Genomic DNA, 15,884 nt, shown 5'->3' with positions numbered 1-15,884 from the left:
CGCCACGACGATACCCGGTCATGCGTCCGGAAAGGAGTCAGCGGCGTTCCGGTTTGGCGCTGCGTCCCATCAGTTCCTTCAGCGCGACCAGCGGCGGCTTGCCGTGGTGGACGATGTCGACGACGGTGTCGGTGATCGGCATGTCCACCCCGTGGCGGCGGGCCAGATCGGCCACCGACTCGCAGGACTTGACGCCCTCGGCGGTCTGCCTGGTGACCGCGATGGTCTCCTCCAGCGTCATTCCGCGGCCGAGGTTGGTGCCGAAGGTGTGGTTGCGGGAGAGCGGCGAGGAGCAGGTGGCCACGAGGTCGCCGAGGCCCGCGAGGCCGGAGAAGGTGAGCGGGTCGGCGCCCATCGCCAGGCCCAGCCGGGTCGCTTCGGCCAGGCCGCGGGTGATGAGGGAGCCCTTGGTGTTGTCGCCCAGGCCCATGCCGTCCGCGATGCCGACGGCGAGGCCGATGACGTTCTTGACGGCGCCGCCCAGCTCGCAGCCGATGACGTCGGTGCTCGTGTACGGGCGGAAGTACGGGGTGTGGCAGGCGGCCTGGAGGCGCCGTGCGACGGCCTCGTCGGAGCAGGCGACGACGGCGGCGGCCGGCTGCCGGGCGGCGATCTCACGGGCCAGGTTGGGGCCGGTGACGACGGCGACGCGCTCGGCGGGGACCTTGGCCACCTCCTCGATGACCTCGCTCATGCGCTTGGCGCTGCCGAGTTCGATGCCCTTCATGAGGGAGACGAGCACGGCGTCGGCGGGCAGGAGCGGGGCCCATTCGGCGAGGTTGCCGCGCAGGGTCTGGGAGGGGATGGCGAGGACCGCGAAGTCGGCGCCGGCCGCGGCCTCGGCCGGGTCGGTGGTGGCGCGCATGTTCGCGGGGAGTTCGACGTCCGGGAAGTAGTCCGGGTTGGTCCGGCCGGTGTTGATGGCGTCGACGACCTCGCTGCGGCGGCCCCACAGGGTCACCTCGCAGCCCGCGTCGGCGAGCACCATGCCGAAGGCCGTGCCCCAGGAGCCGGTTCCGAAGACGGCTGCCTTCACGGGACGTGTCACTTCTGGTCCTCCCCCGCGGCCTTGCGCCGCTGTTCCAGCCTTGCCTTGCGATGGTCGTACGGCTGCTCGGGCGCCTTCTCGCCGCGCAGCTCCTCCAGCAGCTCCGTGATGGCCGCCATGATGGTCTCGGTGACCTCCCTGAGCACCTCCGGGGTGGGCTCCCGGTCGTAGAACCCGGAGAGGTCCACGGGGGGTCCGGCCAGCACCTGGAGGGTCTTGCGCGGGAACAGCCGGACCTTGTCCTCCTTGGCGTACGGCGGCATGGCGAGGTTCGCGCCCCACTGGGCCACCGGGATGACGGGCGCCTTGGTCATCAGCGCCACCCGCGCCGCGCCGGTCTTGCCGGCCATCGGCCACATGTCCGGATCGCGGGTGAGGGTGCCTTCCGGATAAAAGGCCACGCATTCGCCGCGTTCGATCGCGTCCACGGCGGCCCGGAATGCGTCCAGGGCGTCGGTGGTCTCGCGGTAGACGGGGATCTGGCCGGAGCCGCGCAGGATCGCGCCGACAATGGGGACCTTGAAGAGGGCCGCCTTCGCGAGCAATCGGGGCACCCGGCCGGTGTTGTACTGGAAGTGCGCGTAGGAGAGCGGGTCCAGATACGAGTTGTGATTGACGGCCGTGATAAACCCGCCGTCGGCCGGAATGTGATCCATTCCCCGCCAGTCCCGCTTGAAGAGCACGACCAGCGGCGGTTTTGCGATGACCGCCGCCAGGCGGTACCAGAAGCCGATTCTGCGGCGGGACACTCGGACACCTTCCTCTAGGACCGGTGCGCGGCTTGGGCACCCCTGGGCGGACAAGTGTGGCCTCAGGTCCGGTCTCTGTCGAGAACACCGTACGCCCCGCCCGGAGCACCGGACCTCCGGGTCGACCGGGCAGAGGCGACAATGGGCCGACGCATGACCGGGCCATGACCCGGCCGTGGTCCACGCATGGACGGACGCGCACCGGAGGGAAGGAGTGCCGCCACGAACGCGGTCTGGAGTCTGGTGGTCCCGCTGAAGCCCCTGGCGGTGGCCAAGAGCCGTCTGGCCGCGGCCGTGGGTGCCTCCCGCGCCGGGCTCGCGCTGGCGTTCGCGCAGGACACCGTGGCGGGGGCGCTGGCCTGCGCGGCGGTCGCGGATGTGGTGGTCGTCACGGACGACGCCGAGGCCGGAAGGGAACTGGCGCGGCTGGGGGCGCGGATCGTGCCGGACGCCCCGGCCGCCGGGCTCAACGCGGCGCTGGCCCATGGGGCGCGGGAGGTACGCCGGGCCCGGCCCGGGGCGGCGGTGGCGGCGATGAACGCGGACCTGCCCGCGCTGCGGCCGCCGGAATTGCTACGCGTGCTCGAAGCCGCATCGGTATTTCCGCGGGCATTTCTGGCGGATGCCGCAAAAATCGGCACGACCCTGCTTTCCGCTGCGCCGGACGTGGAATTGGCACCCTCGTTCGGGGGCCCGTCACGGGCTCGGCATTCGGCCTCGGGAGCTGCGGAAATATCCCTCGCGGGCGTCGAGAGCGTACGCCGGGACGTGGACACGGGAGCGGATCTGCGGACGGCCCTCGTCCTCGGCGTGGGCCGTCACACGGCCCGATACAGTGCCCGTATGCAGGCGACCGCGTACACGTACGACTCCCAGACCCGCAGCGGCAGTGTGCTGCTGGACGACGGCACCCCGGTGCCCTTCGGGGCCCCGGCCTTCGACGCGGGCGGCCTCAGGCTGCTGCGGCCCGGACAGCGGGTCCGGATCGAGACGGACGGCGAGGGGCCGGCCCTGCGGATCACGCTGGTCACCCTGCAAACCTTCTGACCTGCACGAACAGCACCGCGGGCCGGCTTCCCCAGGAGGGGGAAGCCGGCCCGGCGTGTGTGACTCGTGGCCTTACTTCTTGCGGGCCGTGGTCTTCTTCGCGGTGGTCTTGCGCGCCGTCGTCTTCTTGGCGGGCGCCGTGGTCTTCGCGGTGGCCTTCTTGGCCGCCGGAGCCGTCTTCTTGGCGGTGGCGGTGGTCTTCTTCGCCGTCGTCGCGGCCTTCTTGGCCGTGGCGGTGGCCTTCTTCGCCGTCGCCGTGGTCTTCTTCGCGGCGGTCTTGGCGACCACCTTCTTCGCGACGACCTTCTTCGCGGTGGTCTTCTTGGCGACCGCGGTCTTCGCCGCCGCCTTCTTGGCGGTGGTGGCCTTCTTGGCCGCGGCCTTCTTGACCGTCGCGGAAGCGCCGCCGGAAAGGCTGCCCTTGGGCGCCTTCTTCACCGACACCTCGCCGCCCTTGGGCAGCTTCTTGGTGCCCGCGACCAGGTCCTTGAAGCCCTGGCCCGCGCGGAAGCGGGGAACAGAGGTCTTCTTGACCCGGACGCGCTCACCCGTCTGCGGGTTGCGGGCGTAGCGGGCCGGGCGGTCGACCTTCTCGAACGAGCCGAAGCCCGTGACCGAGACCCGGTCGCCCGCGACCACAGCGCGGACCATCGCGTCCAGTACCGCGTCGACAGCGTCCGCGGCCTGCTGGCGGCCGCCCAGCTTGTCGGCAATCGCTTCTACGAGCTGCGCCTTGTTCACGTCTTCCCCTTCGGAGACTTCGCCAGAACGAATGTGTTCAAGCTTATTTCGCACGTTAGGCGGATATATACCGCAAATCAAACACGAAACGGGCTAATCACCCTAGTGCCGCAACGGTGTAGGTCGTTACGGAGTTCCTTCGCATCAGTCGCCTTCAGGGAATCGACCCTCGTCGAGGTCCTTCATCAACCTGTCCAGGCGCCTTGCCGCATCGGCGAGATCGTGCTTCGCCGCGGCCGTGACGACCAACAGCTTCCGGGACAGCGCCATCCTTACGCCCTCCGGGACTTGCAGTGTGCGCACCCTTGTGTGTGCTTCTTTCAGCCGGTCCGCGACGAGTTCGTAGAGCTCAAGTTGACTGTCGCGTTCCATGCACAGATTGTGCCATCTGGGGCGAGTTGTCGCCTCACGGGGCCTCAACACACGGCTGTGCCCCCCGCCGGAAGGCGGGGGGCACAGTGTTGTCGATGTGATCACCCGTAGGTGAATAAGCGCTGATCAGGCTGGAATCAGACCCTAATCGTGCGCGGCTTGAAGCTGGGTCGGGCGCTTTCGTACGTGTCGATGTCCGCTTCGTTCTGAAGGGTGAGCGAGATGTCGTCCAGACCCTCCAGCAGGCGCCAGCGGGCGTTGTCGTCGAGTTCGAACTCCGCCTCGATTCCCGCCGCGCGGACCTGGCGGGCGACCAGGTCGACCGTCACCTCGGCGGTCGGGTCGGCCTCGGTCAGCGCCCACAGCCGGTCCACGGTCTCCTGCGGCAGGACCACCGTCAGCAGACCGTTCTTCAGCGAGTTGCCGCGGAAGATGTCGGCGAAGCGGGAGGAGATGACCGTCTTGAACCCGAAGTTCTGCAGGGCCCAGACGGCGTGCTCGCGGGAGGAGCCGGTGCCGAAGTCGGGGCCGGCGATCAGCACGGTCGCGCCCTGGCGCTCGGGGCGGTTCGTGACGAACTCGGGGTCCTTGCGCCAGGCCTCGAAGAGCCCGTCCTCGAACCCGTCGCGGGTGATCTTCTTCAGCCAGTGGGCCGGGATGATCTGGTCGGTGTCGACGTTGGAGCGGCGCAGCGGGACGGCCCGGCCAGTGTGGGTGGTGAAGGCTTCCATGGTTCAGACTCCGGCGGTCGCGGTGGCGTCGGACAGGTCGGCGGGCGAGGCCAGATGGCCCAGCACCGCGGTGGCGGCGGCCACCTGCGGGGAGACCAGGTGGGTCCGCCCGCCCTTGCCCTGCCGGCCCTCGAAGTTGCGGTTGGAGGTGGACGCGGAGCGCTCACCGGGAGCCAGTTGGTCGGGGTTCATGCCCAGACACATCGAGCAGCCCGCGTGCCGCCATTCGGCGCCGGCCTCCTTGAAGACCTTGTCCAGGCCCTCCTCCACGGCCTGCAGGGCGACCCGGACGGAGCCCGGGACGACCAGCATCCGTACGCCGTCGGCGACTTTGCGGCCCTCGACGATGGAGGCGACGGCCCGCAGGTCCTCGATGCGTCCGTTGGTGCACGAACCTACGAAGACGGTGTCGACCTTGATCTCGCGCAGCGGCTGCCCGGCCGTCAACCCCATGTACTCCAGGGCCTTTTCGGCGGCGTGGCGCTCCGAAGCGTCCTCGTACGAAGCAGGGTCGGGGACGTTGGCCGACAGGGGCGCGCCCTGGCCCGGATTGGTGCCCCAGGTGACGAACGGCGACAGCGTGGCGCCGTCGATGACGACCTCCGCGTCGAAGACCGCGTCCTCGTCGGTGCGCAGGGTCTGCCAGTAGGCGACCGCCGCGTCCCAGTCCGCACCCTCGGGGGCGTGGTCGCGGCCCTTCAGGTAGTCGAAGGTGATCCGGTCGGGGGCGATCATGCCCGCACGGGCGCCGGCCTCGATCGACATGTTGCAGATGGTCATGCGCGCTTCCATCGAGAGCTTCTCGATGGCCTCGCCGCGGTATTCGAGGATGTAGCCCTGCCCGCCGCCGGTGCCGATCTTCGCGATGATCGCCAGGATCAGGTCCTTGGCGGTGACGCCCTCGGCCAGCTCGCCGGTGACGGTGATCGCCATCGTCTTCGGGCGGGCCAGCGGCAGGGTCTGGGTGGCCAGCACGTGCTCGACCTGGCTGGTGCCGATGCCGAAGGCCAGCGCGCCGAAGGCGCCGTGCGTGGAGGTGTGCGAGTCACCGCAGACCACGGTGGTGCCCGGCTGGGTCAGGCCCAGCTGCGGTCCCACCACGTGGACGACGCCCTGCTCGACATCGCCCAGGGAGTGCAGGCGCACGCCGAACTCGGCGCAGTTCGCCCGCAGCGTCTCCAGCTGGGCCCGGGAGACCGGGTCCGCGATCGGCTTGTCGATGTCCAGGGTCGGGGTGTTGTGGTCCTCGGTGGCGATGGTGAGGTCGAGCCGCCGGACCTTGCGGCCGGCCTGGCGCAGGCCCTCGAAGGCCTGGGGGCTGGTCACCTCGTGCAGCAGGTGCAGATCAATGAAGAGGAGGTCGGGCTCGCCCTCGGCGCGCCGGACGACGTGGTCGTCCCAGACCTTCTCCGCGAGTGTCCTACCCATCGCTTTCCCTCCGGCTCACCGTCCCGGATCCAGTGGTTCGTGGACCCGTACATACAGACTCGCTGGTTCTTGGAAAAATTGAACTTGCGTTTCACAGTGTGAGACGCGAATATCGTTTCATGGACAACTCTAGCGGCGTCGGCGTTCTCGACAAGGCAGCTCTGGTATTGAGCGCACTGGAGTCCGGTCCGGCCACCCTCGCCGGGCTGGTCGCGGCGACAGGGCTCGCACGACCCACGGCACATCGCCTGGCCGTGGCACTGGAACACCACCGGATGGTGGCGAGGGACATGCAGGGCCGGTTCATCCTCGGACCGCGGCTGGCGGAGCTCGCCGCCGCGGCCGGCGAGGACCGCCTGCTGGCCACGGCGGGACCGGTACTCACCCACCTCCGTGACGTGACGGGCGAGAGCGCGCAGCTCTACCGCCGTCAGGGAGACATGCGCATCTGCGTGGCGGCCGCCGAGCGGCTGTCGGGCCTGCGGGACACCGTCCCGGTGGGCTCGACGCTCCCGATGAAGGCGGGCTCGGCCGCGCAGATCCTGATGGCCTGGGAGGAGCCCGAGCGGCTCCACCGCGGGCTGCAGGGCGCGCGCTTCACCGCGACGGCCCTGTCGGGCGTACGGCGCCGCGGCTGGGCGCAGTCGATCGGCGAGCGGGAGCCCGGCGTGGCGTCCGTCTCCGCGCCGGTGCGCGGGCCGTCGAACCGCGTGGTGGCCGCCGTGTCGGTCTCCGGGCCGATCGAGCGCCTGACCCGCCACCCGGGCCGGATGCACGCCCAGGCCGTCATCGACGCGGCCGCCCGCCTGTCGGAGGCCCTGCGCCGCTCCGGCTGACGCCCACCGGGCCGCAGGCCCCTCCCCCATCCCCCGGGCCCGGGGGCGCGTACGACGCCGCACACGTCCGAACACGCGCCTCCGGGCCCGCACTTGTACGGGCCCGGCGTCGACGCCGGAGTACGTACGGGAACAGCGAAGAGGCCCTCCGCGATGAACGCGGAGGGCCTCTTCCGTGCGTACCCCCGACCGGATTCGAACCGGCGCTACCGCCTTGAGAGGGCGGCGTGCTAGGCCGCTACACAACGGGGGCTTGCTCTGTACTGCGCTGGGCTACCAGGACTCGAACCTAGAACAAAGGAACCAGAAACCTTCGTGTTGCCAATTACACCATAGCCCAATGTGGTCTATACCAGACCAGTACCCCCGACCGGATTCGAACCGGCGCTACCGCCTTGAGAGGGCGGCGTGCTAGGCCGCTACACAACGGGGGCCCTAGCGATCCTGCATCAAGACGTCCGGGAGCTACCCAATGGAGATCTTGCGGGAAGGATCTGTACCCCCGACCGGATTCGAACCGGCGCTACCGCCTTGAGAGGGCGGCGTGCTAGGCCGCTACACAACGGGGGCAAAGCACTGCGTTACTGCTGCACTGCGCTGGGGTACCAGGACTCGAACCTAGAATAAGGGAACCAGAAACCCTCGTGTTGCCAATTACACTATACCCCACCGAAAGTCAACCCCTGGGGGGCTTTTCTTTCGAGTGGCGCCTCCGTCCGGCCTTTCGGCCCGCTCCGGCGGCGCAGAAAGAACATTACCGGATGCCTGACCGTGCTCCAAAACGGGTATCCGAGGCCAGCAGCTCCGGGAGCCGGGCGAGACCGTCGATCCGGTGCACGCCGTCGGGGCCCGGCCCGCGCGCGCCGTCCCGGTCGAGCCAGACCGCGGTCAGCCCGGCGTCACGGGCCCCGCGCGCGTCGATCTCCGGCTGGTCCCCCACGTACGCGACCTCGCCCGGCGGCAGTCCGAGCGCCTCGCAGGCGGCGAGGAAGGCCTGCGCCTCGGGCTTGCTGACGCCCAGTTCCGCGGCGCAGAGCAGCACCTCGAAGCGCTCGCGCAGGCCGAGACGGCGCAGCTTCGGGTCCTGGTTGACCGTGGAGGAGTTGGAGAGCACCCCGTGCCGGTATCCGCCCGCGAGGGCGTCCAGGACGGGCACGACGTCGGGGAACAGCGTCCAGGCGGCCTTGTAGTGCTCGACGTACCGGTCGAACCAGCCGTCGGCCTCGGCGGAGCTCATCCCGGGCTCGCCGAGGAAGTCCCGTACCCGGTCCCGGCGCTGCTCCTGGAAGCCCACCTCCCCGGCGGCGAAGCGGTCCCAGTGGCGGGTCGTGATCTCCCGCCACAGGGCGAGCGCCTGCGCGGGGGAACCGTAGCGCTCCGCGATGCCCTCCTCGGCGAGCCGGCGCGCGAGGCCGGCGCTGTCCGCCCCGGTGTAGTCGAACAGGGTGTCGTCGATGTCCCACAGCACGGCGCGGATCGGCATACCCCCGACGCTACGACATCGCCGGGCGACGTCTGAAGGGTTTGCCCAAGTCCGTGGTCCCCCGGCTCCGGGCGCCCGCGGACGTCCGCGGGCGCCCGGACAACGCCTCGGGGGGCGGCCGCCGGATGTCCGGCTGCCGCCCCCCGGGGGACCTGCGTACGGGCGCGCCTACGCGGCGAGCTTCGCCAGGGCCGCGTCGATGCGCGACAGCGAGCGCTCCTTGCCCAGGATCTGGAGGGACTCGAAGAGCGGCAGGCCGACCGTGCGGCCGGTGACCGCCACGCGGACCGGGGCCTGCGCCTTGCCGAGCTTGAGGCCGTGGGCCTCGCCTGCGGTCAGGACGGCCTGCTTGAGGGACTCGGGGTCGCTCCAGTCGGCGGCGTCCAGGTTGGCGCGGGCGGTGGTCAGGAGGGCCGCGGGCTCGCCCTTCATCGCCTTGTCCCACGACGGCTGGTCCTCGACCGGCTCCTTGAGGAACAGGAAGTCGACATTGGCCGTGATGTCGGACAGGACCGTCACGCGGGTCTGGGCGTACGGCGCGATGGCCGCCCAGGCCTCGGCGTCGAAGTCCTCGGGCGCCCAGTTGGCGTGCGGGGCCCGGAGCCACGGGGTGCAGGCGTCCGCGAAGGCCTTCGGGTCGAGGAGGCGGATGTGGTCGCCGTTGATCGACTCGGCCTTCTTGAGGTCGAAGCGCGCCGGGTTGGCGTTCACGCCGTCGATGTCGAACTTCGCCACCATCTCCTCGATCGAGAAGACGTCCTGGTCCTTGGAGAAGGACCAGCCGAGGAGCGAGAGGTAGTTCAGCAGGCCCTCGGGGAGGAAGCCGCGCTCGCGGTACAGGTTGAGCGAGGACTCGGGGTCGCGCTTGGAGAGCTTCTTGTTGCCCTCGCCCATCACGTACGGCAGGTGGCCGAACCGCGGGATGTCCGTCGCGACGCCGATCTCGATCAGCGCCTTGTACAGCGCGATCTGGCGCGGGGTGGAGGACAGCAGGTCCTCGCCGCGGAGCACGTGCGTGATCTGCATCAGCGCGTCGTCGACCGGGTTGACGAGCGTGTAGAGCGGCGCGCCGTTGGCCCGCAGGATGCCGAAGTCCGGCACGTTCTCCGGGGTGAAGGTCAGCTCGCCGCGGACCAGGTCGGTGAAGGTGATCGGCTCGTCGGGCATCCGGAAGCGGACGATCGAGGGGCGGTGCTCGCCCTGGTACGCCTCCAGCTGCACCTGGGTGAGCTCGCGGCAGTGGCCGTCGTAGCCGGAGGGCTTGCCGGCGGCGCGGGCGGCGGCGCGGCGGGCGTCCAGCTCCTCGGTCGTGCAGTAGCAGTCGTACGCGTACCCGCCCTCGCGCAGGCGCTGGGCCACGTCCGCGTAGACGTCCATGCGCTCGGACTGGCGGTACGGGGCGTGCGGGCCGCCGACCTCGGGGCCCTCGTCCCAGGTGAAGCCGAGCCAGCGCAGCGAGTCGAGCAGCTGCTCGTACGACTCCTCGGAGTCGCGGGCCGCGTCGGTGTCCTCGATGCGGAAGACGAACGTACCGCCGTGGTGGCGGGCGAACGCCCAGTTGAAGAGGGCGGTCCGGACCAGGCCCACGTGGGGGTTGCCGGTCGGGGAGGGACAGAAACGTACGCGGACGTTCGCGTTAGCCACGCTTGATCACCTTGTTGGTGAGAGTGCCGATGCCTTCGATGGTGACGGCGACCTCGTCGCCGACGTTGAGGGGGCCGACTCCGGCCGGGGTCCCCGTGAGGATGACGTCGCCGGGGAGGAGCGTCATGGCCTCGGTGATGTGGACGATCAGGTCCTCGATGGACCGGACCATGTCACTGGTGCGGCCGAGCTGGCGCTGTTCGCCGTTGACGGTGCACTGGATGGTCAGGTCGGTCGGGTCGAGGTCGGTCTCGATCCAGGGGCCGAGGGGGCAGGAGCTGTCGAAGCCCTTGGCCCGGGCCCACTGCTTCTCGCGCTGCTGGACGTCGCGCGCGGTGACGTCGTTGGCGCAGGTGTAACCGAGGATCACGTCCTTGACGCGCTCCTTCGGGACCTCGCGGCACATGCGGCCGATGACCACGGCGAGCTCCGCCTCGTGGTGGAGGTCCTGGGAGAAGGAGGGGTACGCGATCGGGTCGCCCGGGCCGACCACCGAGGTGGAGGGCTTGAAGAAGGTGATCGGAGTCTCCGGGACCTCGTTGCCGAGCTCTGCCGCGTGCTCCGCGTAGTTGCGGCCGATGGCCACGACCTTGTTCGGGAGCACGGGCGGCAGCAGCCGGACCTTGTTCAGCGGGACCTTCGTGCCCGAGAGCTCGAAGTCCGCGAACGGAATGCCCTTGATGATGTCGAGGACGAGCTCACCCTCGGCGCCGGGGGCAGTGCTGCCCTCGACCGCGCCGAACGCGACATTGCCGTCGATGGAGAACCTGGCGATGCGCACGTGTTGCGTCTGCCCCTCTGTATTTCCGCTGGCTGGAGTCTGCGTGTCCAGGCTAACGCGGCGGGCAGCGGCGCTTCGCGCTCCTTTTCCCGAGTGGCTTACTGCGCGGCGGCGACCGGCGCGTTCATGAGGGTCGTGCGGCGCGGGTTCGCGGTCTGGGCGGGCAGCTCGACGGCGTGCTCCGGAGCCTCGACCGCCTGCAGCTCTTCGGCGTCCTTGAGGTGCGCGAGGGTGGTGCGGCGGGGGTTGGCTATGTTGCGGAACATCATCGTCGTCTTCACGGTGTTTCGGGCCCTCGGCTCGTGTTGTGGGGTGGGGGTTGTCGGATCCTTCAACCCTGTAAAGGGCAAGGCTAAACATCCGATTCCCCGGCCCAACCGGGAAGTAATGGCCACGGCTGTGTGAGTTTGCTCACCCGTGACCCGACAATACGGGCATAGCAGGCAGTCAATTCCGGGTGGCGAAACGGACATTGCGCCACTGAATCAGCCATTCCGCTCCTGATCATCTCGACTGGGACACCTTGCCAGCCACCGCGTTTGGTCGGCGTAAGTCCGATTCACCCCGAAACGCGGCCCACACGGCGTGACACATTCACTGCGGAACGTCACCGCCGCCCCAGGCCGACACGCGCACCTTGTTGGAGATCCGCCACTGTGCTGGAATTCGCGGGACCGCCGCGGGAACAGCCGGCGCGCAGGTGGCGCGACACAGCGCCGCGCGCGGCGGCAAGGAGAGGGAGACGCGCCGGTCACCGACGACCACCATGGGGCCGAAAGGCCCCACGACTCGACACCGTCCCACCGGTCGCCCGGCGGGACGCCTGGTCCAGAGGTTGCGACGCTAGTGCAGGGACGATTCAAGAGGGATGGCAGCGCTGCGGCGGAGCAGGAGCCGCGCGGCGGGACCGACCGTGGCTCCTCGCCCCAGCACGCCCAGAACCGCGGGCCGGCTGCCGATGGCGCAGGCCCCGACTCCTCCACCACGGTGAACGCGGTGAAGGCGAAGGCGCGCCTCAAGCCCCGGGGCAAGACGAAGAGCGAAGAGCCGGCCGACAAGGACGTGGCGATACCGAAGGCCCCCAGCGGGCCCGGTTCGCGATTCGCCATGCAGAACTGGCGCATCAGCACGCGACTCGTGTCGCTGCTGACCCTGCCGGTCGTCGCCGCCACCACGCTCGGTGGCTTCCGCATCAACGACTCGCTGAACGACATCGACCAGCTGGAGCACATGCAGCTGCTCACGACGATGACCCGGCAGGCCACCAACCTGGCCGCCATGCTCCAGGAGGAGCGGGACAAGTCGGCGGGTCCGCTGTCGGTCGACAGGTCGGGCAAGCCCAACAGCCTCGTCGTGGGCGTACGCGACCAGACCGACGCCGCCGCGAAGGCCTTCCAGGCCGCGACCGACAAGGTCGACAGCGCGGAGGACAAGGACGAGACCCTCAAGTCGATCCGCAACAACATCCTGCAGATCGGCCGCCAGCTCACCGGCATCGAGGAAATCCGCAAGAAGGCGTACCAGAACGGCGCCCAGCAGACCGTCACCGAGTACAACGCGCTGATCGTCTCGCTGCTCTCGCTCTCCCAGGACATGGCGCAGGCCACCTCCAGCCCGGAGATGATCAAGCGTACGCGTGCCCTGGCGGCCTTCTCCTCCGCCAAGGAGTACGCCTCGATCCAGCGCGCCGTCATCGCCGCCTCGCTCCCCGAGAGCAGCGAGAAGCCGGGCACGCTCACCGAGAACGACCGCCTGTACGCCCTCTCCGCGCTCCGCGGCGAGAGCCAGGCGAAGAAGACCTTCGAACTCGTCTACCAGGGCAAGCCCGAGGAACTCCTCGCGGCGCTCGGCGACGGCAACACGGAGATCGGCACCGCCGACCACTACGCGCGCCGCGTCCTGAGCACCCAGGGGCAGTTCGGCAAGGAGAAGAACCGGTCCTGGATGGACTGGTACGACGCGGACGACACCAAGCTCCAGGCCATGAAGGTCATCGAGCTGACCCTGCTCGAGGACATGGAGCAGAAGGCCCGCGAGCTGAAGAACTCCTCGCAGCAGGACGCCATCATCAACGGTGCCCTGATCCTGCTCGTCCTCGGCGTCTCCCTCGTCGGCGCGTTCGTCATGGCGCGGTCCATGATCCGCTCGCTGCGCCGCCTGCAGGACACCGCGACCCGGGTCGCCCAGGACCGACTGCCCGAGCTCGTCAAGCAGCTGTCCGAGTCCGACCCGCAGGACGTGGACACGTCCGTGGAGTCGGTCGGCCTGCACACCCGCGACGAGATCGGCCAGGTGGCCGCGGCCTTCGACGACGTGCACCGCGAGGCCGTCCGCCTCGCCGCCGAGCAGGCCCTCCTCCGGGGCAACGTCAACGCGATGTTCACCAACCTCTCGCGCCGTTCGCAGGGCCTCATCCAGCGCCAGCTCTCGCTCATCTCCGAGCTGGAGTCGCGCGAGGCCGACCCGGACCAGCTGTCCTCGCTCTTCAAGCTCGACCACCTCGCGACCCGTATGCGCCGTAACGGCGAAAACCTCCTCGTCCTCGCGGGCGAGGAGCCGGGCCGCCGGTGGACCCGCCCCGTCCCGCTCGTCGACGTGCTCCGTGCCGCCGCGTCCGAGGTGGAGCAGTACGAGCGCATCGAACTGGCGTCGGTGCCCGGCACCGACGTCGCCGGCCGCGTCGTCAACGACCTCGTGCACCTCCTCGCCGAGCTGCTGGAGAACGCCACCTCGTTCTCCTCCCCGCAGACGAAGGTCAAGGTCACCGGTCACGCGCTGCCCGACGGGCGCGTGCTCGTCGAGATCCACGACACCGGCATCGGCCTCTCCCCCGAGGACCTCGCCGCGATCAACGAGCGGCTCGCGTCGCCGCCGACCGTGGACGTCTCCGTCTCCCGCCGCATGGGCCTGTTCGTGGTCGGCCGCCTGTCCCTGCGACACGGCATCCGCATCCAGCTGCGCCCGTCCGACTCGGGCGGTACGACGGCCCTCGTCATGCTGCCGGTGGACGTCGCCCAGGGCGGCAAGAAGCCGGGTCCGATGCCGGGCCAGGGTGGCCAGGGCGGTCCCGGCGGTGCGGGCTCCGGTGCTCCGCAGGGCATGCCGGGCGCTTCGGCCCAGGGTTCGGTCCCGGGCGGCGGCGCACGCCAGCCCGTCGGCGCCGGCCAGCAGCGCGGCCAGGTCTCCGGCGGCGCCCAGCGTGCCGCGCTGCCGGGCCGCGACGGCGGTCCGGGCCAGCAGGGCCCGCAGGGCGGTCCCGGTACGCGTCCGCAGCAGGGCGGCCCGAACGCCCGTCCGCAGGGCGGTCCGGGCATGACCGGCACGCCGGGTGCCCCGACCTCCCAGGGTCAGGGCGGCTTCCCCGACGGCGCCTTCGGCGGCGGTGCCCCGCTGCCGGGCCGCGGTCCGGCCGGCGGTCCCGGCTCCCGTCCGATGCCCGCGCCCGCGGCTCCCGGCCAGGGCGGGTTCCCGCAGGGCAACGGCTTCGAGCGTCCGCAGCCCCCGCAGCAGCAGCCCGCCCCCACGGGGCCGGTCCCCTCGGCCCCGGCGCCCTCCGCCCCGGCTCAGCGCGGCTCCCGGCCGCAGCTGCCGCCGCGCGGTGGCGCCTCGCGTCCGGAGCTTCCGGGTGCGGGCGGCGGTCCCGCCGGGATCCCGCAGACCACCAGCTGGGGCGCCGACCAGGCGCGTCACGCCGGCCACGAGGTCCCGCGCGGCCACGACGAGCTCTCGGGCCCGGGTTCGACGGCGGAGTTCCCCCGTCCGGACTTCAACGCCCCGCGCCCGCCGGCCGGCAACAGCACCACCGGGCAGTTCGAGCGCCCGGAGCCGCGCGGTGCGGCGGACCCGTCCACCACGGGCCAGTTCGCCCGCCCGGACTTCCAGGCCCCGCGGCCCGGCGGTCCCGGTGTCGGCGGATTCGCCCCCCAGCAGCCGCAGGCTCCGCAGCTGCCGCAGGCCCACCAGCCGGAGGCGCTGCCGCCGGCCGCGAGCACCGGCAACGAGCGCAGCCCGATCTTCGACACGCTGGAGTCGAACTGGTTCCACCAGGAGGGCCCCCAGGCCCCCGGTCAGGCGCCGGTTCCCCAGCAGCCGCAGCAGTCCGCCCCGGCTCCGGCTCCCCAGCAGCGCCTGCAGCAGCCGCTGCCGCAGCGCGGCCAGGAGCCCGCGGCCGAGTCCGCCCCGACGACGACCGGCAGCTCGCCGACCGTCAGCTGGCGGTCCTCGCCCAACGACGAGCTGATGCGGCAGGCCGAGCGCGTGCGCCAGCCCGCCGCCGGCGGCATCACCACCTCGGGGCTGCCCCGCCGAGTACCGCGGGCGAACCTCGTGGCCGGCACCGCGCAGCAGCAGTCCGACGCACAGTCGGGCCCGCAGGTCTCGCGAGCGCCGGACGACGTCCGCGGCCGTCTGACCAACCTCCGACGGGGTATCCAGCAGGGCCGTCAGGCCGGCAACAACGGCCCGGCGACCGGCAGTTACCACATCGACCCCACTTACCAGCAGGAGCGTTAGTTGAGTTCGATGAGCCAGGCGGCACAGAACCTGAACTGGTTGATCACCAACTTCGTGGACAACACCCCCGGGGTGTCCCACACGGTGGTGGTCTCCGCCGACGGCCTCCTTCTGGCGATGTCCGAAGGCTTTCCCCGTGACCGCGCCGATCAGCTGGCGGCCGTGGCCTCCGGTCTGACGTCGCTGACCGCAGGAGCCTCCCGCATCTTCGAGGGCGGCGCCGTCAACCAGACCGTGGTCGAGATGGACCGGGGATTCCTCTTCCTCATGTCCGTCTCGGACGGTTCCTCCCTGGCCGTGCTCGCGCACCCCGAGTGCGACATCGGCCTTGTCGGCTACGAGATGGCCCTCCTCGTGGACCGCGCCGGCAGCGTCCTCACCCCGGACCTGCGCGCGGAGCTGCAGGGAAGCCTGCTCATCTGACGCCACATCTCCCGGCCGGACGGTACTTCCGGCCGGGGGACCGGGGGCCAGCCCCGGAACCCAGTACCACCGTCAGGCCGTCATACCGT

Annotated in this window: 13 protein-coding genes, 5 tRNA genes and 1 pseudogene; 4 read left to right on the top strand and 15 right to left on the bottom strand. The window is 70.6% G+C overall.

Annotated elements, in window-relative coordinates:
• Positions 1-37: 37 nt before the first annotated feature.
• Positions 38-1,048 carry an NAD(P)H-dependent glycerol-3-phosphate dehydrogenase gene (locus tag ACFY1T_RS19265; protein ID WP_390789201.1) on the bottom strand — a complete coding sequence of 337 codons (1,011 nt, stop codon included), beginning with the start codon at positions 1,046-1,048 and terminating at the stop codon, positions 38-40.
• Entirely contained in the window at positions 1,045-1,797 is a 753-nt protein-coding gene (locus ACFY1T_RS19260; RefSeq protein ID WP_030859922.1) for a 1-acyl-sn-glycerol-3-phosphate acyltransferase, read from the bottom strand. Before ACFY1T_RS19260 ends, ACFY1T_RS19265 begins: the two co-directional genes overlap by 4 nt.
• 186 nt (positions 1,798-1,983) lie before the next feature.
• Between ACFY1T_RS19260 and cofC the strand changes: the two are divergent.
• Positions 1,984-2,643 (top strand): annotated as a pseudogene (gene cofC, locus ACFY1T_RS19255) (2-phospho-L-lactate guanylyltransferase); the annotation flags it as partial.
• A gap of 273 nt (positions 2,644-2,916) precedes the next feature.
• Here the strand turns inward: cofC and ACFY1T_RS19250 are convergent.
• From ACFY1T_RS19250 to leuC, 4 genes are all read right to left on the bottom strand, one after another.
• Positions 2,917-3,585 (bottom strand): HU family DNA-binding protein, encoded by a 669-nt coding sequence (locus ACFY1T_RS19250; RefSeq protein ID WP_327133737.1) that lies wholly within the window; start codon positions 3,583-3,585, stop codon positions 2,917-2,919.
• 144 nt (positions 3,586-3,729) lie between these two features.
• Positions 3,730-3,957 (bottom strand): hypothetical protein, encoded by a 228-nt coding sequence (locus tag ACFY1T_RS19245; protein WP_008739877.1) that lies wholly within the window; start codon positions 3,955-3,957, stop codon positions 3,730-3,732.
• A gap of 137 nt (positions 3,958-4,094) precedes the next feature.
• Complete coding sequence (leuD, locus tag ACFY1T_RS19240; RefSeq protein ID WP_366100927.1) at positions 4,095-4,688, bottom strand: 3-isopropylmalate dehydratase small subunit; 594 nt, start codon at positions 4,686-4,688, stop codon at positions 4,095-4,097.
• 3 nt (positions 4,689-4,691) lie between these two features.
• Positions 4,692-6,116: a 3-isopropylmalate dehydratase large subunit gene (gene leuC / locus ACFY1T_RS19235; protein ID WP_390789200.1), complete on the bottom strand. Its 1,425-nt coding sequence runs from the start codon at positions 6,114-6,116 to the stop codon at positions 4,692-4,694.
• A 119-nt stretch (positions 6,117-6,235) separates the two neighbouring features.
• On the opposite strand from leuC, the gene ndgR reads away from it, so the two are divergent.
• On the top strand, positions 6,236-6,952 hold the full coding sequence (gene ndgR / locus ACFY1T_RS19230) for an IclR family transcriptional regulator NdgR (protein WP_037837458.1): 717 nt from the start codon (positions 6,236-6,238) through the stop codon (positions 6,950-6,952).
• Positions 6,953-7,132: 180 nt separating this feature from the next.
• Here the strand turns inward: ndgR and ACFY1T_RS19225 are convergent.
• From ACFY1T_RS19225 to ACFY1T_RS19185, 9 genes are all read right to left on the bottom strand, one after another.
• Positions 7,133-7,205 (bottom strand) — tRNA-Glu (locus ACFY1T_RS19225).
• A 15-nt stretch (positions 7,206-7,220) separates the two neighbouring features.
• A tRNA-Gln gene (locus ACFY1T_RS19220) sits at positions 7,221-7,292 on the bottom strand.
• A 21-nt stretch (positions 7,293-7,313) separates the two neighbouring features.
• Positions 7,314-7,386, bottom strand: a tRNA-Glu gene (locus ACFY1T_RS19215).
• A gap of 63 nt (positions 7,387-7,449) precedes the next feature.
• Positions 7,450-7,522: transfer RNA gene (locus ACFY1T_RS19210), tRNA-Glu, on the bottom strand.
• A 27-nt stretch (positions 7,523-7,549) separates the two neighbouring features.
• Positions 7,550-7,621: transfer RNA gene (locus ACFY1T_RS19205), tRNA-Gln, on the bottom strand.
• Positions 7,622-7,706: 85 nt separating this feature from the next.
• Entirely contained in the window at positions 7,707-8,435 is a 729-nt protein-coding gene (locus tag ACFY1T_RS19200; RefSeq protein ID WP_390789199.1) for an HAD family hydrolase, read from the bottom strand.
• Positions 8,436-8,603: 168 nt separating this feature from the next.
• Entirely contained in the window at positions 8,604-10,079 is a 1,476-nt protein-coding gene (gltX, locus tag ACFY1T_RS19195) for a glutamate--tRNA ligase (RefSeq protein ID WP_390789198.1), read from the bottom strand.
• Positions 10,072-10,860, bottom strand: a complete 789-nt coding sequence (locus ACFY1T_RS19190) for a fumarylacetoacetate hydrolase family protein (protein WP_030859936.1) — start codon at positions 10,858-10,860, stop codon at positions 10,072-10,074. The genes gltX and ACFY1T_RS19190 overlap by 8 nt, the downstream gene beginning before the upstream one ends.
• 98 nt (positions 10,861-10,958) lie before the next feature.
• Entirely contained in the window at positions 10,959-11,141 is a 183-nt protein-coding gene (locus ACFY1T_RS19185) for a hypothetical protein (protein WP_030859938.1), read from the bottom strand.
• Positions 11,142-11,706: 565 nt separating this feature from the next.
• Between ACFY1T_RS19185 and ACFY1T_RS19180 the strand changes: the two genes are divergently transcribed.
• Positions 11,707-15,372: a nitrate- and nitrite sensing domain-containing protein gene (locus ACFY1T_RS19180; protein ID WP_390789197.1), complete on the top strand. Its 3,666-nt coding sequence runs from the start codon at positions 11,707-11,709 to the stop codon at positions 15,370-15,372.
• A gap of 9 nt (positions 15,373-15,381) precedes the next feature.
• Positions 15,382-15,795 carry a roadblock/LC7 domain-containing protein gene (locus tag ACFY1T_RS19175; protein ID WP_008739864.1) on the top strand — a complete coding sequence of 138 codons (414 nt, stop codon included), beginning with the start codon at positions 15,382-15,384 and terminating at the stop codon, positions 15,793-15,795.
• Positions 15,796-15,884: the final 89 nt, after the last annotated feature.

Origin of the sequence: Streptomyces sp. NPDC001194, assembly GCF_042896985.1 — a bacterium.
Lineage (GTDB): Bacteria > Actinomycetota > Actinomycetes > Streptomycetales > Streptomycetaceae > Streptomyces.
This window is presented reverse-complemented; position numbering and strand designations above follow the sequence as displayed.